Source organism: bacterium, assembly GCA_020444065.1.
Taxonomy (GTDB): domain Bacteria; phylum Sumerlaeota; class Sumerlaeia; order SLMS01; family JAHLLQ01; genus JAHLLQ01.
The window spans coordinates 333174-354635 of sequence record JAHLLQ010000005.1 but is presented as its reverse complement, the minus strand read 5'-3'; the positions used below and the strand labels follow the sequence as shown (position 1 = coordinate 354635).

Below are 21462 nucleotides of genomic sequence, written 5' to 3'. Positions count from 1 at the left end.
CAGACCGATTGGGTCTGAGAACGGAAAGCCGCTCGATTCAGGGCGGCCGAATCGTCTCGACCAGTGGGAGAGAACAACCCCAGCGAGCCGGCACAACCGCAGGTGCCAGGCCTGATCCCAAGGGGAAGAAGCCATAATGGATAGAAATTCGAAAATCTTTGTCGCAGGGCGCCACGGCATGGTCGGCAGCGCGATCGCCCGCCACCTCGAAGGCATCGGATACCAGAACATCGTCGGTCCCTCGTTCCGCGATCTGGACCTCCAGGACCAACAGGCCGTCGCCGCGTTCTTCGAGCGCGAGCGCCCCGATTACGTTTTCCTGGCCGCCGCCAAGGTCGGAGGCATCTACGCCAACAACACCTACCCGGGCGAGTTCATCTACAACAACCTGCAGATCCAGATGAACGTCATCCACTCGGCCTATCAGTACGGCGTCAAGAAGCTGCTCTTCCTCGGCAGCTCCTGCATTTATCCGAAATACGCCCCCCAGCCGATGAAGGAAGAGTACCTCCTGACCGGAATGCTGGAGCCCACGAACGAGCCCTACGCCGTGGCCAAGATCGCCGGCATCAAGATGTGCGAGGCCTACGCCCGCCAGTACGGGAGCCGCTTCATCTCGGTGATGCCGACGAATCTGTACGGGCCGAACGACAACTACGACCCCATGAACTCCCACGTGCTGCCGGCCCTGATCCGCCGCTTCCACGAGGCCAAGGTCAACCAGCAGCCGGAAGTCATCGTCTGGGGCACCGGCAAGCCATTGCGCGAGTTCATGTACGTCGACGATCTGGCCGATGCCTGCGTCTTCCTGATGGAACGCTACGACGGCACCGACATCGTCAATATCGGCAGCGGCGAAGAGGTTGCCATCGGCGAGCTGGCCCATATCGTGGCCAATGCTGTCGGCTACAAGGGCAAGCTGCGCTTCGACACCTCGAAGCCGGACGGCACCCCCCGCAAGCTGCTCGATGTCTCGAAGCTGCTCGGCATGGGCTGGTACGTCAAGACGCCGCTCGATGCGGGCATTCGCCTGGCCTACGAGGATTTCCTGGCCTCCGGCGGCGGCCTGCGCCGCGGCTGTGTCCCCGAACCCGCCGAACGCCGCGCTGGATAATCCGTAGCGCCCAACAACGAGATTGTGACATGGTCCGGCAGCCGTTGCGCTGCCGGACCACTTGTTTCCGCGTGGATTTCCCGAATGCCCACCGCTCAACCGCTCAATCGCACCGTCATCCTCCGCCTGTCCGCCGTCATGACGGTGATCATGACGGCAACGGCGTGGGGGATTGCAGCTCTGTTTCACGACGGATCAGTGGTCGAGATGCTCCACCAGGAGCGCTCCCTCGCATTTCAGCTTCCGATTGGGTTGGGATTCGGTGTCGTGGCTGCCTTTGTGGTGTCGTTCTCGGAGTCTGTGCTGCCGGGGATGGAAGGTCTGCAGAAGGTCACCCGCGACATTCATCGCCAGGTCCGTCCGACGATCCTGGATATGGCGTTGGTGTCCTTGGCCGCCGGCTGGGGGGAGGAATTGCTCTTCCGCGGGGCTGTGCAGCCCGTCACGGGATTATGGATCGCCGCCGCGTTGTTTGCCCTGGGGCACGGCGTCCTTACGCGTCTCACTTGGGGGAGGATCGCCTTCACGGCGTTCCTCTTTGGTGCGGGGGTGCTGCTCGGGCTTCTGTATGAATGGGCGGGGTTGGCCGCGGCAATGATGGCCCACGCGACCTACGATTTCGTTGTGCTGCTGCTTCTTCGCCGCCAGATGATCCGCGAGGGCGTTATCCCAGCGACTTCATGATCTTGCAGCCAATCGGGTCGAAGGTCTGCACGGGCGGCTTCTGGCCCTTGCGCAGCGCATCCACGGCCTCCTTCAGCAGGAACCGATAGCCGGAGGAAGTCGGCTCGAGCGTCGACTCCGGCGCGCCCCAATAGCGAATCCGTCCCTGCTTGTCCAACAGCCAGACCGTCGGTGTGCGCTCGGCGCCGTACTTCGCCATCATCGACTGATCCTTGTCGATAACGACGGGGAACGTCACAATTCCATCTTCGATTTGCTGATTCAGGTCTTCCTGCATGTAATCGAAGTCCCAATTTGCGTCCGACATAACGCCAACAATAGTCAAGTCGGGATACTTGTCTGGAGTCAACTCCTTGGCGATCCCCGTCGCGCAGTTCCGAGCGCACGGGCAAGCCGGAGAATGCCAGATCACGCAGACGAAATGCTCGCCGTCGATCTTGTCCGAAAGGCGGATCGATTCGCCGCCAAAGGTCTCGAGCTCAAAATCGGGCGCAGTGCCACCGATCTTGAGATTCCCAGCGGCAACTTCTGCGACCGGTGCGGGGGCTTTCTTCTGGCATCCGACCGCCAGCAAAGACACAATTAAAGCAAATATAATGAGTGGTTTAGAGCGCATTACTCCCATTCCCTTCCAGGTGAATCATGCTGGTTCGACTGCTGCCAGAACCTGCTCTTCCGACAAGCCGCGCAGCTTGGCAATCCTTGCAATCGTATCGGCGACCGCCTTGTTGGGTGTGCTGGCGCCGGAGGTGAGTCCGATTTGCACCGGACCGTCCGGAAGCCACCCCTCGGTGACCTTTAGTTCCTTGTCTTTCCCGGCTGGAATCTGGTGGCGGATTTCCTGGGTGGAGAGGATCTCGGTAGAATCCTGAATGTGGTAGGCCGGATGCTGTCGCCCGGCGACCGCGAGCAGGTGCCCTGTATTCGAGGAGTTGTAGCCGCCGATCACGACAACGAGATCGAGATCGGGCTTGGCGACTAGTTTCTCGATGGCGTCCTGGCGATCCTGGGTGGCGCTGCAAATCGTATCGAAGCTACGAAAATGCTCCTCGCGATGGTCCTCGCCGAAGCGCCGCGCCAGCGCATTCCCCACCATCGCAGCGATTTCCAGAGACTCACTCGCCAGCATCGTCGTCTGGTTTGCAACGCCGATCCGTCGCAGGTCGCGTTTGGGATCGAACCCCTCGGACATCGCGCCCTCCGGGAAATGACTCATCAGATCGGCAACGGAGATCTGCCCCTCGATGAAGTCGCAAACCAACTGAGTCTGCGGTTTGTCGCGGACGACCAGGAAGTGCCCGCCGTCGGCCATGGCCTGCGAGACCGTCGCCAAGGTTTCTTCGTGGTAATGCTTGCCGTGCACGAGCGACGTGAATCCATCCCGGGCGTAGCGCTCGACGCGCTTCCACACATGGACGACGCTGCCGCATGTCGTATCGACCAGGATCGCGCCAAGTTCTCGCAGGCGATCGAACGTCGGACGATCGACGCCGAACGCGGGAATCAGAACCACGTCTTCCGGCGCAATGTCGTCGATCGTCGCATCGCCGGCGTACTGGCCGCTGAGGAAGACAATGCCCATGTCCAACAAGCGCCGGTTCACGCGCGGATTGTGGATGATCTCCGTCAGCAGGAAGATGCGCTTCTTGGGGAACTTGCTGCGTGCCTCATAGGCCATATCGATGGCCTTGTCCACTCCATAGCAGAACCCAAAATCCGTGGCCAGATGGAAAGTCAGTCCGGGCAGATCCAGCCGCCCGCCGGCGGTCCGCAGCGCCTCGATCAGGGCGCTGTGATAGTCCTCGGCGACGGTCGAGGCGATTTCTTTCTTCAGCCCCAGACTTGCGCGGTAATAGGATTTGTCAGAAGACGTGGACAACGGTTCGCATCCTCCCGGGATTGGCGCTGCCAGTCGGATGCAAGGTTTGGTCCCGTTGGGCTGTCAGCCCTCGATCCCCCGACGCTCACGGCGTTTGCGCTGTAGCTTCGCGGCGTGTTTGGCGGCCTTCTCCGGCGTGGTCTTCCACCGCCGGTGATGCCAGAAATACTGGGCGGGATAGAGGCGAATCATGTCCTCGATGCACTGATTCAGCCGGGCGGTCAGAGCCCTTGTGGCTTCGTCACGATCGTCCGCTGCGAAGTCCTGGGGGTGAATCGGCGGCTGGATCACCAGCCGGTGCCGGGTAGGCCCGAGGCGCACCAGGAATACCGGTACGATCGGGCATCCCAACCGAAGCGCCAGCGCAGCCGGCGCGGGCGTCGTCGAGGCCGGACGCCCAAAAAACGGCACCATGATGCCTTCGCCACGCATGTCCTGGTCGGGCAGGATGTTGACGATTTTGCGATCCCGGACGGTCTTGAGAATCTGACGTGCGGGATTCGGATCGTCCGTCCAGATGAACTCCAGCCCGTGGCGCCGGCGTGTGTGGTCGATGAAGTCCTGGAACAGCGGATTGTGCATCGGTTTGGAGAGTGGAATGATCGGCGCCCGATGGGCCGTATAGGCGCCCATCAATTCCCAATTCCCAAAGTGCGCAGAAATGGAAATCGCGCCGCCCTGCGCCAGAATGGCCTCGGCGTGCTCCCACCCCTCGATCTCCGAGATGCGATCGTCGACCCATTCAGGAGGGCGAAAGGAGATGAAGAATGTCTCCGCCGCCAGCATCCCCAGGTGACGGTAGGCCTCGCGAACCAGGCGCCGATGCTCCTCGGGGGCAATGGACTTGCCGAATGCGATGTTCAGATTCTCCGCCACGACCTTGCGCCGGACAGGAAAGAAGCGCCCCATCAGAATGCCCAGAAGGGCGCCCAGATTGACGATCAGACCAGCCGGAAACAGCGTAAGGAGCCGCCCGAAGACGAGCACGAACCGATAGACGAGGCGGTCACTGAAACTGGGCTTATCCCGGCGAGACAAAGGGCTTTCCTCAGGGCACAAACGGGTTCGAGCGGCGGGTCAGAGACTCACGCCGCTCGGAATCTTGTTTCTTTCGCTCCCGACAAACTCAGGTGCGCTGCAGGGCGTTGAGGTGCTTTTGGGCGCGCTCGATGTGCTTCTGGTCGCCGCGCGACTGGCTCAGTTCAAGAACACGCTCCCAGGCAGCGATGGCCTTGTCCTGCCACTTGGGGTTCTTCTCGTAGACGATCGCCAGGTTGTTATGCGCCGGCAGGTAGTCCGGATCGATTTCGAGGGCGCTCTGATAGCAACCGGCCGCCTGCTCGTAGTCGCGCTGGCGCATGTGCTCCACGGCGTTCTTGCAGTAGGACTCGATCTGCTGCTTGGGCGACATGTCGCCCGCATCGGGTTCCTCAGGCTTCGAAGCGGCCGCGGGGGGCGCCTGGAAGGACTGCTTGCTGCCGGATGGCGGTGGAGTAGCCGATTCGCCACTCGAGGCCTCGTTTTCGGGCTTGGCCAGGGAGGACACGATGGTCTGCGCCTCGTTGCCCGTCACGATGTCAAAGATGGACTCCAACTTGGAGACGAGCAGAATATCGCTGACGCCCTTGGAAGGCGAGATCAGCGCGAGACGAGCGCGGTTCTTGTTCGAGGAGACCTTCATCCCGACAAGCACACCAAGGCCGGCGCTGTCGATGAAGTCGACATTCGACAGATCCAGGTTCACGTTGTTGATGTCCGGCGTGATGCGCGGGACAACGGCGCTCTTCAAACGATCGCATTCATCGAGGACGACTCGCCCGACGAGTTGGACGAGCATCTTGTCGGTATCCTGGTAAATCTTGATTTCCATATCTCAGGACTCTGCTTCCCCAAAGAGTTTGGATGGGCGCGCTGTGGCGCCGATTATCGTCAGCTTCCCGCGTCTGCCGGGGCACCTTCGGTAGTGGGAGCCTCTTCCGCCGGCTGCTCGGGCGGTGCCGGTGTTTCCTGTCCACCAGGGACATAGCCTTCCTCGGCGGCCAGCTCGCTCGCGCCGGACTTCTGCGCGATCTCTGACTTGGTCTTCTCCAATTCGTCGAGCTTCTCCTGAATCGTTGCACTGGGATAGGCGAAGGTCGCGAAGTGCGTCATGATGCCGATTGTCGAGCGGCAGTAGATCACGTTTTCCTGATTCGGAATGGAGGCGATATCCATCGCGTCGATCTGATAGAAACGGCGAATGTTGCAGATCTCATAGAGGAAAGACATGACGCTCAGGTTGGGGCCCACGAGCGTGATATCGACGGGTACGTTCACCGCCACAATCTCGCGCTCATCCTTTGTGCCGCCTGGGGCCGCCGACGGCTGCATTCCCTGTTCTTGGCCCTGGCCCCAGTTTTGTCCCCACCCCCCGCCGGGACGGGCAGCGGCGCCAGACTGCTGGTCTGCGGCCTGCTGTGCGGTCTGGGGAGTATCGCGGTCGGCCCACCAGTAGACAACGGCGGGATCCCAGAAATTGACGGTCTGGACACTTTGGACCTCGTGCTTTCCGGCCCGCTGAATGAGGTCGATCAATCCTGACAGTTGCTTTGCGTGGGCCAAGGTCGATTCCGGCCAAGCCACTCGCAGCAGTCCTTCCAGCCGCTTTGCGAATTCCTCTTCGCTCTCGACCCCGCCCATGTCGCGGAAGTCCATGTTCTTTCGGAGCAGATCAACTCGGTTGAGCGAGTACAGCAACGCAGCGGGTTCGCCGTAGGTTTGCTCGAGATAATCGCGGAATCGCAGATTCAAACCGACCCGCAGAAGCATCTGTGCGTATTCATTGCGCTTCTGCTCCAGGAGCGGGGCGTTGGCGGGCAAAGCATTGATCACGGCGTCCGCATCCACCAATTGGGCCACCAGGTCGCTGACCTGGGTACCGGACTCCACGATCTGGGTCGGCAGGCTTCGATGCATGTCGAAGCCCTGCAAGCGCCCACCCCACTGGTCAGGACCCATGAAGGTAAGTTGCGGGATGCCTTCCTTGCCCCACATATCCATCAGCGTGTTGTAGTAGCCCCAGATTTCTTCATGCTGACGGTCGGCGCTGACTTCCGTCGAGTAATAAGCGGGCAGAGTGAGCTTTGCGTCCTCGATCAGGTGGTAGAAATCGAGTCCGTAGTTGATCGTCTCGTATTGAAACTTATAAATATCCGGCAGGCTACGCGGAGAGCCGATTTGCTGAAGCGTGCTCGTAATTCCATCGAATTGAGCCTTGGCGGCTTCGTACTGGCGGGCGCGCTCGCGGAAAATGAACCAATGGAGGGCGAAGATCGCTCCAATGGCGACGATAACTCCGATAACTACGCGTTCACGATTGCCAATGCGCATGGGGTAAATTCCCTTGGGATGATCCTCCCCCGCCGCAGCCTGGACGTACGGGTTCAAGTCTATTCCAAGCTATGTTCCGGCCGGTGTCAGTCGTGTCAACCCAAATGCACTTGCACCCGAGGCGGCCCTTCAGGACAAAGGCTTTAGTGCGGCTTGACAACTTTCCCGCCGATGGCGAAAAAGACTTTTCCTCTCTAGCCAGGGGTAGAACATTTCATGCCACGCCTGACAATCCAAAACGGCCCGGACAAAGACACCGTTCATCAGATAACGGGTCAGCGTCTCACATTGGGGCGGAGCGTCAACAACGACATTCAGATCGTTGACCGACGCATGAGCCGCACCCATGCCGAGATCTACTTCCATGACGACAAGTTCTACGTCCGGGACATGGGCAGCAAGAACGGCACGCTCCTGAACGGAGTGCAGGTCGAGGAGAGCACCCAGTTGCACAACGGCGACACCGTGCAGGTGGGCGACACGGGGCTGACCTTCGAGGACGACACGGCCACCGACGGTGGCACGGTCCCGATCGAGCCCTCCCGCCGGAAACGGGACTCGGCCACGTCGTATCGCCTGGTCGAGGAGCGGCAGTGGGGTTCGACCCGCGGCGAGCTCCGCGCGGGCATCTCCCCCACCACATCCGTCTCCGTCGACACGCGCGAAGGCAAACTGCTGAAGGAAAGCCACAAGCGCCTCGAGATTATCTACCAGGTGACCGAGGCAATCCGGTCCGTCTTCACGCTCGATGAGTTGCTCGAGCGGATCATGGACATCATCATCGAGGTCCTCCATCCGGATCGCGGCTACCTGCTACTGCATGACAAGGAAACCGGCGACCTGACGCCGGAAGTCATCAAGGCGCCGGGCGGCGAAGAAGAACGCGAGATCAAGATCTCCAGCTCCATCGTCGACCGCTGCATGAGCGAAGGCATTTCACTGCTCGTCTCGGACGCAATTACGGATGACCGATTCGCCGCCAGCGAGTCCATCATCGCCAATCGCATTCGCACTGCAATGGTGGCCCCGATTATCTACAAGGGCGACACGCTGGGCGTGGTCTACATCGACACGCGCACGCGACTGGTTCCGTTCACTCAGGAGGAGTTGGAGCTACTAACCGGAATTACGAACCAGGCGGCTATGGCGATCATGAACGCTCGCCTGCACAGTCAACTGGTCGAGCAGCACAAGCTGGCGCGCGAGATGGAGATTGCCCGCACAATCCAGATGAACCTGCTGCCCAAGGTCTATCCCAACCTGCCGGGCTACGACATCTCCGCGATGTCCCTGCCGGCAAAGCAGGTCGGTGGCGATTACTACGATTTCCTGACCCTGCCCGATGGCCAAGCCGGCTTGGCCATCGCGGACGTTTCCGGCAAAGGCGTTCCAGCGGCGATCCTGACGGCCACGACGCGCAGTTACCTGCAGAGCGAAGCGCAGCACGGCTCCTCCGCGCTGGCACAGACGGTTGAGACGATCAACCGCATGGTTTGTCGCGATGTGACAAACGACATGTACGTAACGATGGCGCTGGTCTCGCTGGACCAGAAGTCCGGCGAGATCGAATATGTCAATGCTGGCCATACGCATCCGGTGATCCTGTCGAAGAGCGGCGAGTTCCGGTTCCTCGATAAGGGTGGTCTGTTCCTTGGAATTGGCGAGGATCTGGAGTACGAGTCCGGCAAGGAGAAGCTGGCCGCGGGAGACATCCTCCTGATGTATACAGACGGTGTCAGCGACATCCAGGATACCGAGGGCGTGCAGTTCGGAACCGAGCGCCTCTACGACATGCTGAAGGACCTGCGGACGCTGAGCGCTGAAGACATTCGCAACCGAGTCTACCAGGCGTGCGTGCAGCATCGAGGCGATGCGGATCAGTTCGACGATTTCACGCTGATTCTGCTGAAGCGCATCGACACGGATTCCTCCTTCGACGAATTGGACCTGGATTGATAGCCCCACTCCGCCGTTGCCACACGCGGAGCGGTGGGCTCCACTGGCGGCCATGAAGAAACGCCGCCGCACACCCACTCCACCGGAACCGGGCGCCCGACTGCTGAAGGTCGGCGAGTCCGCCTTGCAGCCCGATGTGTGGGAACTGCATCGCGACGGCAATCGCGTGGTGTGGAAGACTTTCCGCGAAAGCAATCGGGCGGCCCGTGCGACGCTCTGTCGCTGGCTGGCGCGACGCGAAGCCCGCAACCTGAGGTTGCTCGATGGCCTGCCGCGAACACCGCGGCTGCTCGGAATGCCCGAGCCCTGGACGATCGAGATGACCTGGCTGGATGCGGAGCCGGTCGCAGAGTCCAAGACGGGCCATGGCATTGACGGGGACTGGTTCGATGAGTTGGAAAGCATGCTGGCGGAGATTCATCGCCGCGGAATGAACCACGGCGATCTGCGCCGGAAGAACATGATGAAGGAGCGGACGAGCGGCCAGCCCTGCCTTGTGGATGTGGCGCAATCGATGGTCGCAAAGGGCGGGTCGCTGTTTGATCGACTGATCATGCGCCAGGCGCAGCAGGTCGATCGCGTGACGTTTCTGAAACTGAAAGCGTGGTACCTGGGGCCCGATGTCCTGACGGCGGAGGAAAAGGCGGAGTTTGCCGCGGCGCCCTGGCACTTGCGCGTCGGCCAGTTCCTGAAGAAGAAGATCTATCGCCCCTACAAGCATTGGCGCCGCGGAAAGCGCCGGCCGAAGAAGGGCCGCAAATGAGTCCGCGATTCCTCAGCAAGCCGGGCTTCCTGGCCACGGTCACGGTGAACGACTTCATCGACCAGATTCTGACATGGGCACAGGATACGGATTCCGCATCGCCGCGCGTGATTACTTATCTGAACGCGCACACAACGAATCTTGCGCATCGCAACGCGGAGTTTCGCGACCTGCTCGAGCGCGCCGACATGCGTTACGCCGATGGCATGGCTGTCGTCAAAGCAGCCCGGCAGTTGGGAGTACACCTTCCCGAGCGGGTCAACGCCGGCGATTTCCTGCCGCGATTCCTGTGGGCGGCGAACGACGCGGGGCTGAAGATCGCGCTGCTCGGCTCCAGACAGGAAGTCGTGGAATCCACGGCTCGACACTTTGAGGGACGCGTGGCCGGCCTGAAGTTCTGCTGCGTTCATCACGGGCACTTCGCAGTGGATGGGCCCGCGGGCGAAGAGGTTGTCCGGGTTCTGCGCGATTCGGGTGCAAATATCGTGCTGGTTGGGATGGGAAGCCCACGACAGGAAGCCTGGGCACTCGGCCCGGGACAGGATTGCGGCGCAAAAGTGGTATGGTGTGTCGGGGCGCTGTTCGAGTACTTCAGCGGCCAACGTCGACGCGCCCCCGTGTGGATGCGCCGCGCGGGATTGGAATGGCTCTTCCGCCTGGTTCTGGAGCCGCGGCGGCTCGCCGGGCGCTACCTGCTGGGCAATGCGGTATTCCTCTGGCGCGTGCACCAGGAAAAACGCCGCGCGTGGCGCTGACGCTCAGTCAAACTCCTCCGAGAACCAGTAGACGATCCAAAGAAACGCATGCTGAATCCGCGTCCAAAGGCGCTGGATCGGAGAAACTGGTGTCGTAGCCGGAGCATCCATGATGCACCTCCGCCAGGGGAATTCCCACGGTTTCAGCATGACGTGCGGCGATGCGAAAAGCAAGCGGAACCGGCGAGAAACCATTACGACAGGCTTGCTGTGATCGTGCTCGGGCTCGGAATTGTGTTCGGGACTGGGATCGGCTGGAAGCCGGCGCTCCCAGGAGAACTTCACCGGCGTCTCCGTCCCCCTTTATGGGGGCGGGTGTCGTAGCCGAATTCGCGCAGGCGTGATTCGTTCTTCGTCCAGTTCTTCGTCACCTTGACGTGCAGCTCCAGAAACACGCCTTCGCCGGTCAGGGCTTCGATATCCTTGCGCGCGGCCATGCTGATCTGTTTCAGCATCGTGCCCTTCTTACCGATGACGATCCCCTTCTGGGTGTCGCGTTCAAGATGAATCACAGCGCTGATGAACCACTTTCCGGTGGAGCGCTCGGCGAATTCTTCGATCTGCACGGCGGTCGAGTAGGGCACTTCCTGGTGCGTGAAGTGAAAGACTTTCTCGCGAATCAATTCCGCCGCCAGAAAGCGCATGTCGCGGTCGGTCAGTTGCTCCGGATCGTACAGCGGCGGGCCTGGAGGCAACGTTGCGCGAATCTCTTCGCGGAGTGCATCGAGGTTCTTGCCGAACTGCGCAGAGATTCCAAAGATGGCACGGTAGTTCTTCGGATCGACGCGCGGACGCAGCTCACCGGCCCAGGACTTCGCGTCGAACCCCGCGGACTTCTTGTCAATCTTGTTCACAGCTAGAATCATCGGGACATTGATGCGCGCGATCAGCTCTGCCATGTCTTCCGTGACCGGCTCATCGTCGGTGACATCGACCAGGTGCACGATGCAGTCGACTCCATCGATCGAATCGAGCACACGATTGCGCAGCGCCTCGTTCAGTTTGTCCGTTGCTTCCACAAGCCCCGGAAGATCGACAAAGATAATCTGGTAATCGTCGCCGGAGAGAATGGCATGTATGCGGTCCCGCGTTGTCTGGGCGAGTCCACTGACGGCTGCAAGCTTTTCGCCCAGTAGCGCGTTCACCATTGTGGACTTGCCGGCGTTTGGTTTCCCGAGAATCGCAACGAATCCGGCGCGATATTCTCCGTTCTCAATGTCCTGCAGTTCATCGGACATCATCGCGACTCCAGATCCGAAAAGTAGGGACGGAGCAAGTGCTTCGAAAGTGCGAGAAGCCGATCGGTTTCTGCCCACATCGCTTTCTCGCGATCCTCGGTGTCGTGATCCCAGCCGAGCAAGTGCAGCAGACCATGCGCGAGAAGCAGCGCGACTTCGTCGGCTACTGCGCGGCCGTGCTCGGCAGCCTGGCGTGCTGTGTAGGGCAGCGCGATCGCCAGATCGCCCAGATACGGCTCGGGCTCCCCGCGCAATTCCTCCGCATCGTCGGCATTTGGGAAGCTCAACACGTCGGTTGCCTTGTCAATGTGACGGAACTCTAAGTTCAACGCGCGCATGCGAGCGTCGGAGCAGAACAGAACGCTGAGGCCGGCGCCTTCCCACCTAAGATCCGCCATTGCTGCGCCGAGAACCTCGCGCGCAAAGCGCCCCAACTCAGCCCGGCCTTTCTGCAGCCCGGCTTTCTCGAATCGCACATCGATCATTTTCAGGGGTCCTTGTGAATCGGAGTCGGCGATGCGACTGCGCCCATCCAGGCGGCTCACTCCGCGGTGAAGTCAGAGACCTTGGAGAGCTTCTCGAACAACTCGCGTTCCTTGTCGCTCAGTTTCTCCGGAATCACAATCATGATGCGCACGTAGAGATCGCCGCGTGCGCCGTCGCTCTTTGGCAGGCCATGCCCGCGCACGCGCATGCGTCGCCCAGAACTGCTGCCCGGGGGAACGGTGACCTGCAGCCGGCCGTCGAGCGTTTGCACGCCCTTCTTGGCGCCGAGCGCGGCCTCCCATGGGGTAACCGGCAGATCCACCGTCACGGTGTGGCCCTCGACCGTGAAACGCGGGTGCGTCTCGTACTTGACCTTCAGGAACAAGTCGCCGCCGCTGCGCCCCTGGCCCGCCAGGCGAATCTTTCGCCCCTCGCGAACGCCTTTCGGGATGCGCACTTCGTAGGACTTAGGCGCCTGGCCGGGAACGGCGATGCGGACACTCATCGTGCCGCCGGTGGCAATCATCTCGAGCGGAACCTTGATCTCGGACTCGACATCGCCGCTCATCGCGCCGGGGTCGGCCTGAAATCCGGTGAACCCGCGGGGAGCCCGTTGATGCACTCGACGCCCGCCCGCGCCACCGCCACCGAAGCCTCCGCCTCCGAAGCCGCCACCGCCCACCTGGCCGAACAGCATATCGAAGAAGTCCGAGAAGCCGGTGCCCTCGAAGCCCTGAGCCCCGCCGGGGCCTCCAAAGTTGAAGGAGAAGCCTTCGAACCCCGGGGGCGGGCGGAACTCCTGGCCAGACTTCCAGTTCGCCCCAAGCGCATCGTACCGCTTGCGCTTCTCGGGATCCTTCAGAACTTCGTATGCCTCGTTGATTTGCTTGAATTTATCTTCCGCGCCGCTGTCCTTGTTGACGTCCGGGTGGAACTTGCGCGCGAGCGTACGGTACGCCTTGCGGATGTCCTCCGCACTGGCATCGCGCCCGACACCGAGAGTCTCGTAGTAGTCTTGAAACTTTACCGCCACGTTTCCTCCAGATCCTTCGCAAGATTCCAGGGGATCGGAAATGCAAGAAGACTGCCGAATCGGCGGGCGGTTCATCGACTGATTTCACGAGGGTTAGAAAGCCGGAATCTGCTCTCTGCAGATTGCATGGGTCGGAATGCGCCAGGCAGTGTGGCGGGATGCACCCAATCGGCCGAGGTGTGTCTGGAGAAAAGGAAACGGCCGCGGAGGATGAACTCCACGGCCGGTCATTGGTTCGAGTTGGTGTGAGACGGGCGCTACAGCTTCAGTAGCCGCTTGATGCCGTGGACAGTAACCTGGCCGCCGATGGCTGCGATCGCATCCGTCAGTGGAATCTCCTTCGGGCAGGCGCGAACGCAGTTCTGGGCGTTCCCGCAATCGACGACTCCGCCAGTCCCCATCATCACATCGAGGCGTTCGGTCTTCAGGTTCTTACCGGTCGGGTTCTGGTTGAACAGGTACGCCTGTCCGACGTTCGAGGCGCCAATGAAGGCACTGCTCGAGTTGAACTGCGGGCAGACTTCCAGGCAGCAGCCGCACGTCATGCAGCGCGAGAACTTGTACATCTCCTGCTGCGTGTCCGGGTCGATTTTCTCGCCGGGGCCCAGCGCATACGTGCCGTCGATCGGCACCCACGCCTGAACGCGCTTCAGGGATTCAAACATGCGCGAGCGGTCGATCACGAGGTCGCGCACGACGGGGAACTTCGAGAAGGGCTCGAGCACGATCGGCTGCTCCAGCTCGTCGATCAGCGCGGTGCAGGACTGGCGTGCCACGCCATTTATCACCATGGAGCAGGCGCCGCAGACTTCCTCCAGGCAGCCGGAGTCCCAACTGGGCGGCGTGACCTTCTGACCGCTCTTGGTCACCGGGTTCTTGCGGATCTCCATCAATGCGGAGATGACGTTCATACCCGGCTGATAGGGAATCTCGTAGTCTTCCCAGTAAGACTTCTCATTGGGACCAAGTTGGCGCTTGATGCGCAGCTCGATCTTGCGTCCGTTGTCACTGGCCATCAGAGAGAGGGCTCCTTTCTTTCCTGGCCACCAGGCCCTGACTTACTTGTAGATGCGCGGTTTGGGCGGTTCGACGGTCATGACGACATCGCAGTACTCGATCTCGGGGAAATCCCCGGCCTTGTACTTCGCCAGAGTCGTCTTGTTCCACTTCTTCTCTTTTTCGACCCACTTGGTCATGTATTCCTGGAACTCGGGGCTCGCGTCGGCCTTGACCGGTGCCAGGGGCTTGTAAGTCGCGTTGTTCTTCTCTTCCAACTCCTTCACGAAGTCGTGATAGACTTGCGTGTCGGTGGCGTTGCCAATCTTGTCCTTGTCAGGAAGGGGAATATCGAAGTCGGGCTTGTAGTGCGCGCCGCGACATTCATCGCGCTGCAGGGCCGACTTGTTGAGGATCTTGGTCAGTTCCAGCATGTCCTTCAACTGGCGCACAAACTGGAAGCTTTGGTTGAACGAAGTCGATCCGTCTAGAACGTTCACGCGGGTCCAGCGCTCCTCGAATTCGCCGATCTTGCCCATCAGCTCGTTCAGGCCGTCGTTTCTCCGAACGACGGATGCGTACCGAGTCACCGCCTCGCCGAGTTCCTGGTGAATGCGGAAGGCGTTCTCGGTGCCGTCGGTCATTCCTTCGATCTTGGCGTGGAGTTCTTCCTGGCGCTTGAGCTCGTCGCTAAACACCGACTCGTCCGGCTCGTCGGAGTGGCTATTGGCCCACTCGACCATCCGCGGACCGGCGATGAAGCCGCCGAAGATGCAACTCAGCAGCGAGTTGGCGCCGAGGCGATTGGCCCCGTGGTACTGGCCGTCACATTCGCCGGCCGCAAACAGGCCCGGAACGTTGGTCATCTGCTTGACCTGGCCGCCTTCGTCGACGGGGCTGACCCACAGGCCGCCCATCGAGTAGTGCATGCCCGGGAAGATCTGCATCGGTTCCTTCAGCGGATCAGTCCCGACGAACTTGCGGTAGATTTCGAAAACGCCGCCCAGCTTCGTCTCGAGGACGTCGCCGGCCTGGCCGCACTTCTCGGGCGTGATGTCCAGGTAGACCTTGTTCCCGCCGTGGATACCGCGGCCTTCGTTGATGCAGGTATGGAAAATCTCGCGCGTCGCGACGTCGCGGGGCACCAGGTTTCCATACTTCGGATACTTGCGCTCCAGGAAGTAATCGCGATCCGAGTCCGGAATATCGGTCGGCTTGCGCTGATCGCTCTTGTCCTTCGGCACCCAGACGCGGCCGCCTTCGCCACGGACGGATTCAGAGATCAGACGCAGCTTGTCCGCGCCCGGGATCGCCGTCGGGTGAATCTGGATGAACTCGCCGTTGGCGTAATGGACGCCCTGCTGGAACGCGCGACTGGCCGCGGCGCCGGTGTTGATGGCGCTGTTTGTGGACTTGCCGAAGAGCAATCCCGGCCCGCCAACGCACAGGCAAACCGCGCCGGCCTTGAAGACGTGCAGGCTGCGATCCCAGATGTTCATCGCCGTAATGCCTCGGCACTGGCCCTTGCCATCGAGCACGACGGAAAGGAACTCCCAGTACTCGTACTTGTCGACCTTGCCGGCGGCCTCGTAGCGCCGCACCTGCTCATCTAGAGCGTACAGGAGTTGCTGGCCCGTCGTCGCGCCGGCGTAGGCCGTGCGGTGATGCAGGGTGCCGCCGAAGCGCCGGAAGTCGAGGAAGCCTTCCTTGGTGCGGTTGAAAGTCACGCCCATGCGATCGAGCAGGTCGATGATTTCCGGGCCCTGGTAGCACATTTCCTTCACCAGGGTCTGGTCGGCCAGGTATTCGCCGCCGAACAGCGTGTCGGTCACGTGGATGTCGGGGTGGTCGCCTTCGCCCTTGAGATTCTTGGCAGCGTTGATGCCGCCCTGGGCACAGACGGAATGGGACCGCTTGACGGGGATGACACTGAAGAGGTCGACGTTGAAGCCGGCTTCGGCGGCTTTGATCGTCGCCGCCAGTCCCGCCAGTCCGCCGCCCACCACGATTACGCGTTGTGACATCAGGTGCTACTCCTTAGGAAGTCCGAAATAGAGGTTCGTTCTCTTTGGCAATCAGTGAATAACCGGCATCGTGTGGACAACATCCGGTGCGCCGAACGTGAAGCCGTAAAGCGAGGCCATCATCATGCCCATCAGGCCGAGGCCGACGAACAGGGCGATGATTGCCATCCACTTCTGGCTGCGCGGCCCCACCGTGATGCCCCAGGTCATGCAGAAGGTGCACAGACCGTTGGCGAAGTGGTAGATCACCGCGGCGCTGCCGACGAGGTAGATCAACACCCAGAGCGGATTCTGGAACAGATCCACGAGGTAGGTGTAATACTGGCCGTTGGGTTTATCCAGAATGCGGAGCCAGATTGCGTGGTAGGCCAGGAAGGCGAACGCCGCCCAACCGGACCAGCGCTGCATCGTGTAGGCCCAGTTCCGGCCGTAGTTGATCCGGCCGATGTTGGACTTCGCCGTCAGGGCGATCCAGATGCCGAGGGCGATGTGCAGGCAAAGCGGGATGAAAATCATCGCCGCCTCGACGAACGGCAGCATCGGCCCGAGCGAGTGGATGAGGGCAACCTTGTGTTCAAAGGCGCCCTGGCCAAAGAAGGCCATGCTGTTTGTCGTCATGTGTGCAAAGAGGAAAAGACCGAGGGGAATGACGCCAAGCAGCGAGTGGAGCCTGCGGAGCAGGAAGTACTGTGTGTTGGTCATGACGGGCTTGTGAATCCTTTCACAATCCTTGTATGGGGATACATCGTCCCCAAGAGAACAAAGACGAAACGTATCGGGCTTATCCGAGAAGCGTCAACGCATTTTGGGGGCCGATTAGGCCTTGACTTGGGCGTCGGTCCTGGAGACAAACACAGCCCCTTGCGGAACGCAAAGTAAGGAAACGGAGCTATGAAAAGAACATTCCAACCAAGCAATCTCCGTCGGAAGCGCAAGCACGGCTTCCGCGAGCGTATGTCGACGAAGAGCGGCCGGAAGGTCCTGGCACGCCGCCGGGCCAAAGGGCGCAAGCGCCTCTCTGCCTAAGAAGATGGCGACTCCGGGCCCCGATCGGCGGTTCCCCGCCTCGGTGCGTCTGAAACGTCGATCCGAATTCCTGCAGGTTTTCCAAGGCGGTCGCAAATGCGTCCGCCCTTTTCTCGTTGTTCATGTCATGAATCGCAGTGACGAAGGCGACAGCCGGCTCGGCTTGACGGTGTCCCGCCGCGTGGGCAATGCCGTTGTCCGCAATCGCGTGAAGCGTCGGCTGCGCGAAGCATTCCGGCTGGCTCGGCCGGAACTGGCGGCAGGATTCGATGTCGTACTCCTCGCCCGCTCCCCCGCCAGACGAGCGACCTTTCACGAGCTTCAGGACGATTTCCGGAACGCCGCCCGGAATCTCGGGCTGCTCCCACCCAAGGACTGATCGTTGGAATCCGCTGATCCGAAAGCCAAAACACCCGAGCAAGAGCAGGACGGCGCGAAAGCGGTCGACCAGGCCCCCGGCATGTGGGCGCACTGGCCGCTGTGCCTTGGCATTCTGGTTGGTGGGCTGGCAGTTGACCAGCTGAGCAAGATCATCGCGAAATCTGCCCTCGAACCAACCAGTGCCTTCGAGCCGTTTCCGACCGTCTCAATCATTCCGGGCCTGTTCCAGTTGCGCTACGCCGAGAACACGGGCGCGGCCTTCTCGATGTTGACGGGGAACGTTGGCTTGCTGGCGCTGATCAGCGTCTGCGCCGCCGCGGGGCTGACCTACTGGTGGACGCGCCTGCCGGCAAAGGAACTACTCGGCCGCGCCGCCCTCTCCATGGTCGTAGCCGGGGCCGTCGGCAACCTGATCGATCGCGCCTTGCGGGGCTATGTCGTGGATTTCTTCGACGCCTACTGGCGCACGAGTCACTTCCCAGTCTTCAACGTCGCCGATTCCATGATCTGCATCGGCGTCGGGGTTCTGCTGCTCAGGACCTGGCAGGGGAAACTGTAGACGCGAATTCCTTCGCCGCCCCTGTTACAATCCGATCTTAATCGCCGCTCCACAAAGCACGATCACGAATCCAGCGATCACGTGGTTGTAGCGCTCGAGCCCGGCCAACGGCTTGGCCAATGCGCCCAGCCCGAAGTAGCCGGCCACAACAATGGCGCTCATCGTACCAATGGTTGCGATGGCGAAGATCGTCGCGACGGAGAACACGGTCGCCAAGCTGCCCTCTGCCGCCGGGTACATCAGAAGCGGGATGAGTGGCTCGCACGGGCCGAAAATGAAGATCACAAACAGCGCCCAGGGCGTGAACAGCAGCATCTTCTTAGCGGTCTTGGCCGGAGCCTCGTGGACGTGAACGTGCTCCTCGTGATGAGTGTGCTCGTGGGTATGCACTGTACCGTCTCCGTGGACGTGCAGGTGCGTGTGGGGCTTGTTTCGGATTGCCCGATGAATGCCCCAGGCCATGTAAGCGATGCCGAAGCCGAGCAGAAGCCACCCGGCCCAATCGCCGCGGAATGATTCGACGTTCGTCAGGTGCCCGACGGCCAAACCCAGCCCGATGCCGGCGAAGCCCAGCAGCACGGAACTGAACACGTGCCCGATGCCACACAGGAAAGTCACCGTCATGGTCTTCTTGAAAGACCACTTACCGGCGCGCGCCATTGCAATGAACGGAACGTAATGGTCCGGTCCGATCACGGTGTGGATGAAGCCAATCGATGCAGCGGTTGCCATCAGTGCGAACTGTGTGTCGGCCATGCGGGAACTCCCCCTCCCAGAGGATATGTGAGAATTCAGCAGTGGTGCTTTGGCGTCTCCGGAGCAAGGGGGAACTGATTCCCCAACGCATCACACACCCGATTTCACAATATCCGACACATCCACAAGTCCGTCGCTGTTACGATCCAAATCGCCCGGATCGGGCAGGTTGCCGACAAGGACCGTGGCCGTCTGCTTCTGCGGGCTCAACGAGCCGAGCCACGCGCCGACGAACATGCTGCCCTTGTTGCCGGCCGCGGTGAAGTCGCCACCGACAAAAACTTCGCCTCCGGCACCGACTTCGAGCGCGTCGACGAATAGATACTCGCCGCCGCTGACGCCGGAACCAAGGATCGACCAGGAACTCGATGCGTACTTGGCAATTCGATTCGGGTAGGCTGAGTAGTCATTGACGAATGTGCTGATTGTCCCGCCGACGAAAACTTCGTTGTCATCGTTTGCGGTCACGGCGCGCACATTTTCGTAGGTGGAATTTCCGATGCCGTCGCCCAGGCGCACCCAACCAATGCCGTTCCACGCAACGACGTGGTTCGCGACGGATCCGCCGGCTTCGGTGAACTCTCCGCCGAGGATAATCCAATCGGGCGATTCGGCCATTTCGTACACGACATTGTTCAGCCCGATGATCGGTCCGGGTGAGAGAGTGCTCCAGTAGTTTGCTCCCCAAACAGCCGCATAGTTGGCAGTGTAAACGCCCGCCTGGGTAAACGAGCCGCCCACGTACAGGTCATTATTGTGGCGCTCCATCGCCATGACGGTGTTGTCGACGCCGCTCGCGAGCGACGACCACGTGCCATTCTCCCAACGGGCGATGTAGTGAATTTCCTCGTTGCCTGCGTACAACCACGACCCGCCGCAGAAGACCGTGTCGCCGACCGAGCCAATGGAGAGAACGGTGCCGCTCAATCCCAATCCGAGCGGATGCCATTCGTTCCCGTCCCACCGCGCGACATGTTCGCACGACACGCCGCCGGCCTGGGTGAATTGTCCGCCGACATACAAGTCCGTGCCGGAAGCGTGCAGTGCTTCGACTGTGTTATTTACACCACCACCGACTGGCTCCCATGATGTTCCGGTCCAGCGCGCGAGACGATTCAGCGTTTGCCCGCTACCGTTCATGAACTCGCCGCCGGCGTAGACGCTGCCGTCGGATGTGGCCTCGAAGGCATGCACGATTCCATCCAGACCATTCGCGTGACCGGTCGCCCACATGTCGTCGTAATTGCCGACCAGAACGACGCTGGTGTTGCCAGTGACCTCGCCGAAGCCCGCGAGGTTCTCGTGGAAGAGCGTATCCGTGCGGAACGAACCGCCAAAGTAGACGCGGTTATTCCCGTTCGTCGCGATCGAATAGATCAGCGGATCGCCATTTCGATCTCCGCGGATTTGGACATTAACGGGATTCCACGTGGCCCCGTCCCAGTATTTGAACGTCAACCCATTGAAGTCGCTATCTCCGGCGACGTACAAATCTCCGCCGATCACTTTTGCGGCACGCAATGTATCCTGGAACGTTCCCGTGTCGCCGATTGGCGACCAGGTCTGCAGCGTGGGATTCCAGCTTGCAATGTTGCCCACGTCGGTTCGCCCGGCGGAATAGAACAAGCCCGTGACGACAAGATTGCCTTGGTATTCCGTCATTGCATGTGCGTACCCACCCACACCGCCGCCGAGTTTGCTCCACGACGTGCCGTTCCATTGCGCAACGTCCATGAAGCCATTCTCGTAGGTTGATCCTGCGACGCTGAACCCGCCGCCGACATAGATTGATCCGCCCATGTCGACCATGCAGTTGACCTCGCCTCCGCCCATCGAGGAATTCGCGACGCCCCAATCGAGCGCGCTCCATTGCTGCCCGTTCCACAGTGCAATGTTCATCGCCGTGACGATGCTGCCTGCGACTCTGCTGAATCCACCGCCGACATAGATCTCGGAATTCCCGCGGGCATAGATCGATCGCACGGAGCCGTCCGGATGAACGCCATTGTCGTCGCCAACGCCAAGCTTCGACCAGGAGTTGCCTCCCCAGCGTGCAATGTGGTTCACGGATATGCCTCCGGCCTCGGTGAAGTAACCGCCGATGTACGCCGATCCGTCGGGAGCGACATCGATGGCGTACACGGGGCCGTTTGTGCCGGTCCACAGAGCCGACCACGATGATCCGTTCCACTTTGCAACGTTGTTTGCACGAACGCCGCAAACGGCATTGAACTCGCCGCCGATGTAGATGTTGCTGCCGTCGGTTTCGACGACATGCACGGTTCCCGCTACACCCGGCGGAGCAAACCGATCATCCCAATAAACGTCGTCAGGATGCAGCGTCTGGGCTGCGGTGGAGAGTGTGAGAAGCAGACAGAAAACAATGAGGTACCAGGAGCGAATAACTCGCCCCACCGGCACGCGACGCGCGCAAACTGCCATG

At 60.9% G+C, this 21462-nt stretch carries 22 protein-coding genes; 8 read left to right on the top strand and 14 right to left on the bottom strand.

What is annotated here, in order from left to right:
* Positions 1-136: 136 nt before the first annotated feature.
* Together KQI84_14265 and KQI84_14260 are read left to right on the top strand one after the other, a co-directional pair.
* Positions 137-1114, top strand: a complete 978-nt coding sequence (locus KQI84_14265) for a GDP-L-fucose synthase (protein MCB2156039.1) — start codon at positions 137-139, stop codon at positions 1112-1114.
* 84 nt (positions 1115-1198) lie between these two features.
* A complete protein-coding gene (locus KQI84_14260; protein ID MCB2156038.1) occupies positions 1199-1798 on the top strand; it encodes a CPBP family intramembrane metalloprotease in 600 nt (199 codons plus the stop codon).
* On the opposite strand, the gene KQI84_14255 is transcribed toward KQI84_14260, so the two are convergent.
* The 5 genes from KQI84_14255 to KQI84_14235 form a co-directional block, all read right to left on the bottom strand.
* Positions 1779-2414: a redoxin domain-containing protein gene (locus KQI84_14255; GenBank protein MCB2156037.1), complete on the bottom strand. Its 636-nt coding sequence runs from the start codon at positions 2412-2414 to the stop codon at positions 1779-1781. The genes KQI84_14260 and KQI84_14255 overlap by 20 nt on opposite strands.
* Before the next feature lie 24 nt (positions 2415-2438).
* Complete coding sequence (locus KQI84_14250; GenBank protein ID MCB2156036.1) at positions 2439-3698, bottom strand: 4-hydroxy-3-methylbut-2-enyl diphosphate reductase; 1260 nt, start codon at positions 3696-3698, stop codon at positions 2439-2441.
* A gap of 42 nt (positions 3699-3740) precedes the next feature.
* Complete coding sequence (locus KQI84_14245; GenBank protein ID MCB2156035.1) at positions 3741-4715, bottom strand: lysophospholipid acyltransferase family protein; 975 nt, start codon at positions 4713-4715, stop codon at positions 3741-3743.
* A gap of 88 nt (positions 4716-4803) precedes the next feature.
* Positions 4804-5547 carry an anti-sigma factor antagonist gene (locus KQI84_14240; protein MCB2156034.1) on the bottom strand — a complete coding sequence of 248 codons (744 nt, stop codon included), beginning with the start codon at positions 5545-5547 and terminating at the stop codon, positions 4804-4806.
* Between the two features lie 59 nt (positions 5548-5606).
* Positions 5607-7103, bottom strand: coding sequence for a hypothetical protein (locus KQI84_14235; protein MCB2156033.1), 1497 nt, complete (start codon positions 7101-7103; stop codon positions 5607-5609).
* 159 nt (positions 7104-7262) lie between these two features.
* On the opposite strand from KQI84_14235, the gene KQI84_14230 reads away from it, so the two are divergent.
* The 3 genes from KQI84_14230 to KQI84_14220 are packed head-to-tail and all read left to right on the top strand — an operon-like array spanning position 7263 to position 10520.
* Positions 7263-9002 (top strand): SpoIIE family protein phosphatase, encoded by a 1740-nt coding sequence (locus tag KQI84_14230; GenBank protein ID MCB2156032.1) that lies wholly within the window; start codon positions 7263-7265, stop codon positions 9000-9002.
* A gap of 52 nt (positions 9003-9054) precedes the next feature.
* Positions 9055-9765: a hypothetical protein gene (locus KQI84_14225; GenBank protein ID MCB2156031.1), complete on the top strand. Its 711-nt coding sequence runs from the start codon at positions 9055-9057 to the stop codon at positions 9763-9765.
* Positions 9762-10520, top strand: a complete 759-nt coding sequence (locus KQI84_14220) for a WecB/TagA/CpsF family glycosyltransferase (protein MCB2156030.1) — start codon at positions 9762-9764, stop codon at positions 10518-10520. Before KQI84_14225 ends, KQI84_14220 begins: the two co-directional genes overlap by 4 nt.
* 3 nt (positions 10521-10523) lie before the next feature.
* On the opposite strand, the gene KQI84_14215 is transcribed toward KQI84_14220, so the two are convergent.
* The 7 genes from KQI84_14215 to KQI84_14185 form a co-directional block, all read right to left on the bottom strand.
* Positions 10524-10805 (bottom strand): hypothetical protein, encoded by a 282-nt coding sequence (locus tag KQI84_14215; GenBank protein MCB2156029.1) that lies wholly within the window; start codon positions 10803-10805, stop codon positions 10524-10526.
* The gene (gene era, locus KQI84_14210) at positions 10802-11761 is read right to left on the bottom strand and encodes a GTPase Era (GenBank protein ID MCB2156028.1); all 960 of its coding nucleotides are present in this window, start codon (positions 11759-11761) and stop codon (positions 10802-10804) included. Before era ends, KQI84_14215 begins: the two co-directional genes overlap by 4 nt.
* Positions 11758-12243 carry an rRNA maturation RNase YbeY gene (gene ybeY, locus KQI84_14205; GenBank protein ID MCB2156027.1) on the bottom strand — a complete coding sequence of 162 codons (486 nt, stop codon included), beginning with the start codon at positions 12241-12243 and terminating at the stop codon, positions 11758-11760. The genes era and ybeY overlap by 4 nt, the downstream gene beginning before the upstream one ends.
* A gap of 56 nt (positions 12244-12299) precedes the next feature.
* Positions 12300-13277, bottom strand: a complete 978-nt coding sequence (locus tag KQI84_14200) for a DnaJ domain-containing protein (protein MCB2156026.1) — start codon at positions 13275-13277, stop codon at positions 12300-12302.
* A gap of 257 nt (positions 13278-13534) precedes the next feature.
* The gene (sdhB, locus tag KQI84_14195; protein ID MCB2156025.1) at positions 13535-14293 is read right to left on the bottom strand and encodes a succinate dehydrogenase iron-sulfur subunit; all 759 of its coding nucleotides are present in this window, start codon (positions 14291-14293) and stop codon (positions 13535-13537) included.
* A 42-nt stretch (positions 14294-14335) separates the two neighbouring features.
* Positions 14336-16297, bottom strand: a complete 1962-nt coding sequence (gene sdhA / locus KQI84_14190) for a succinate dehydrogenase flavoprotein subunit (protein MCB2156024.1) — start codon at positions 16295-16297, stop codon at positions 14336-14338.
* 51 nt (positions 16298-16348) lie between these two features.
* Positions 16349-16999 (bottom strand): succinate dehydrogenase, encoded by a 651-nt coding sequence (locus KQI84_14185; GenBank protein ID MCB2156023.1) that lies wholly within the window; start codon positions 16997-16999, stop codon positions 16349-16351.
* 189 nt (positions 17000-17188) lie between these two features.
* On the opposite strand from KQI84_14185, the gene rpmH reads away from it, so the two are divergent.
* The 3 genes from rpmH to lspA are packed head-to-tail and all read left to right on the top strand — an operon-like array spanning position 17189 to position 18263.
* Positions 17189-17323, top strand: a complete 135-nt coding sequence (gene rpmH, locus KQI84_14180) for a 50S ribosomal protein L34 (GenBank protein MCB2156022.1) — start codon at positions 17189-17191, stop codon at positions 17321-17323.
* Positions 17324-17366: 43 nt separating this feature from the next.
* Positions 17367-17702: a ribonuclease P protein component gene (gene rnpA / locus KQI84_14175; GenBank protein ID MCB2156021.1), complete on the top strand. Its 336-nt coding sequence runs from the start codon at positions 17367-17369 to the stop codon at positions 17700-17702.
* A 3-nt stretch (positions 17703-17705) separates the two neighbouring features.
* A complete protein-coding gene (gene lspA / locus KQI84_14170) occupies positions 17706-18263 on the top strand; it encodes a signal peptidase II (protein ID MCB2156020.1) in 558 nt (185 codons plus the stop codon).
* A 24-nt stretch (positions 18264-18287) separates the two neighbouring features.
* Here lspA and KQI84_14165 read toward each other — a convergent pair whose 3' ends face one another.
* Together KQI84_14165 and KQI84_14160 are read right to left on the bottom strand one after the other, a co-directional pair.
* Positions 18288-19019: a hypothetical protein gene (locus KQI84_14165; protein MCB2156019.1), complete on the bottom strand. Its 732-nt coding sequence runs from the start codon at positions 19017-19019 to the stop codon at positions 18288-18290.
* Positions 19020-19109: 90 nt separating this feature from the next.
* The gene (locus KQI84_14160) at positions 19110-21461 is read right to left on the bottom strand and encodes a hypothetical protein (protein MCB2156018.1); all 2352 of its coding nucleotides are present in this window, start codon (positions 21459-21461) and stop codon (positions 19110-19112) included.
* Position 21462 lies beyond the last annotated feature (1 nt).

Excerpts from the sequence above, each read along its gene's own strand:
- ybeY (MCB2156027.1), bottom strand. The coding sequence starts at position 12,243 with ATGATCGATGTGCGATTCGAGAAAGCCGGGCTGCAGAAAGGCCGGGCT.
- KQI84_14165 (MCB2156019.1), bottom strand. The coding sequence starts at position 19,019 with ATGGCCGACACACAGTTCGCACTGATGGCAACCGCTGCATCGATTGGC.
- era (MCB2156028.1), bottom strand. The coding sequence starts at position 11,761 with ATGATGTCCGATGAACTGCAGGACATTGAGAACGGAGAATATCGCGCC.
- KQI84_14160 (MCB2156018.1), bottom strand. The coding sequence starts at position 21,461 with ATGGCAGTTTGCGCGCGTCGCGTGCCGGTGGGGCGAGTTATTCGCTCC.
- KQI84_14260 (MCB2156038.1), top strand. The coding sequence starts at position 1,199 with ATGCCCACCGCTCAACCGCTCAATCGCACCGTCATCCTCCGCCTGTCC.
- KQI84_14225 (MCB2156031.1), top strand. The coding sequence starts at position 9,055 with ATGAAGAAACGCCGCCGCACACCCACTCCACCGGAACCGGGCGCCCGA.
- KQI84_14255 (MCB2156037.1), bottom strand. The coding sequence starts at position 2,414 with ATGCGCTCTAAACCACTCATTATATTTGCTTTAATTGTGTCTTTGCTG.
- KQI84_14240 (MCB2156034.1), bottom strand. The coding sequence starts at position 5,547 with ATGGAAATCAAGATTTACCAGGATACCGACAAGATGCTCGTCCAACTC.
- rpmH (MCB2156022.1), top strand. The coding sequence starts at position 17,189 with ATGAAAAGAACATTCCAACCAAGCAATCTCCGTCGGAAGCGCAAGCAC.
- KQI84_14185 (MCB2156023.1), bottom strand. The coding sequence starts at position 16,999 with ATGACCAACACACAGTACTTCCTGCTCCGCAGGCTCCACTCGCTGCTT.
- KQI84_14220 (MCB2156030.1), top strand. The coding sequence starts at position 9,762 with ATGAGTCCGCGATTCCTCAGCAAGCCGGGCTTCCTGGCCACGGTCACG.
- sdhB (MCB2156025.1), bottom strand. The coding sequence starts at position 14,293 with ATGGCCAGTGACAACGGACGCAAGATCGAGCTGCGCATCAAGCGCCAA.
- KQI84_14265 (MCB2156039.1), top strand. The coding sequence starts at position 137 with ATGGATAGAAATTCGAAAATCTTTGTCGCAGGGCGCCACGGCATGGTC.
- KQI84_14230 (MCB2156032.1), top strand. The coding sequence starts at position 7,263 with ATGCCACGCCTGACAATCCAAAACGGCCCGGACAAAGACACCGTTCAT.
- sdhA (MCB2156024.1), bottom strand. The coding sequence starts at position 16,297 with ATGTCACAACGCGTAATCGTGGTGGGCGGCGGACTGGCGGGACTGGCG.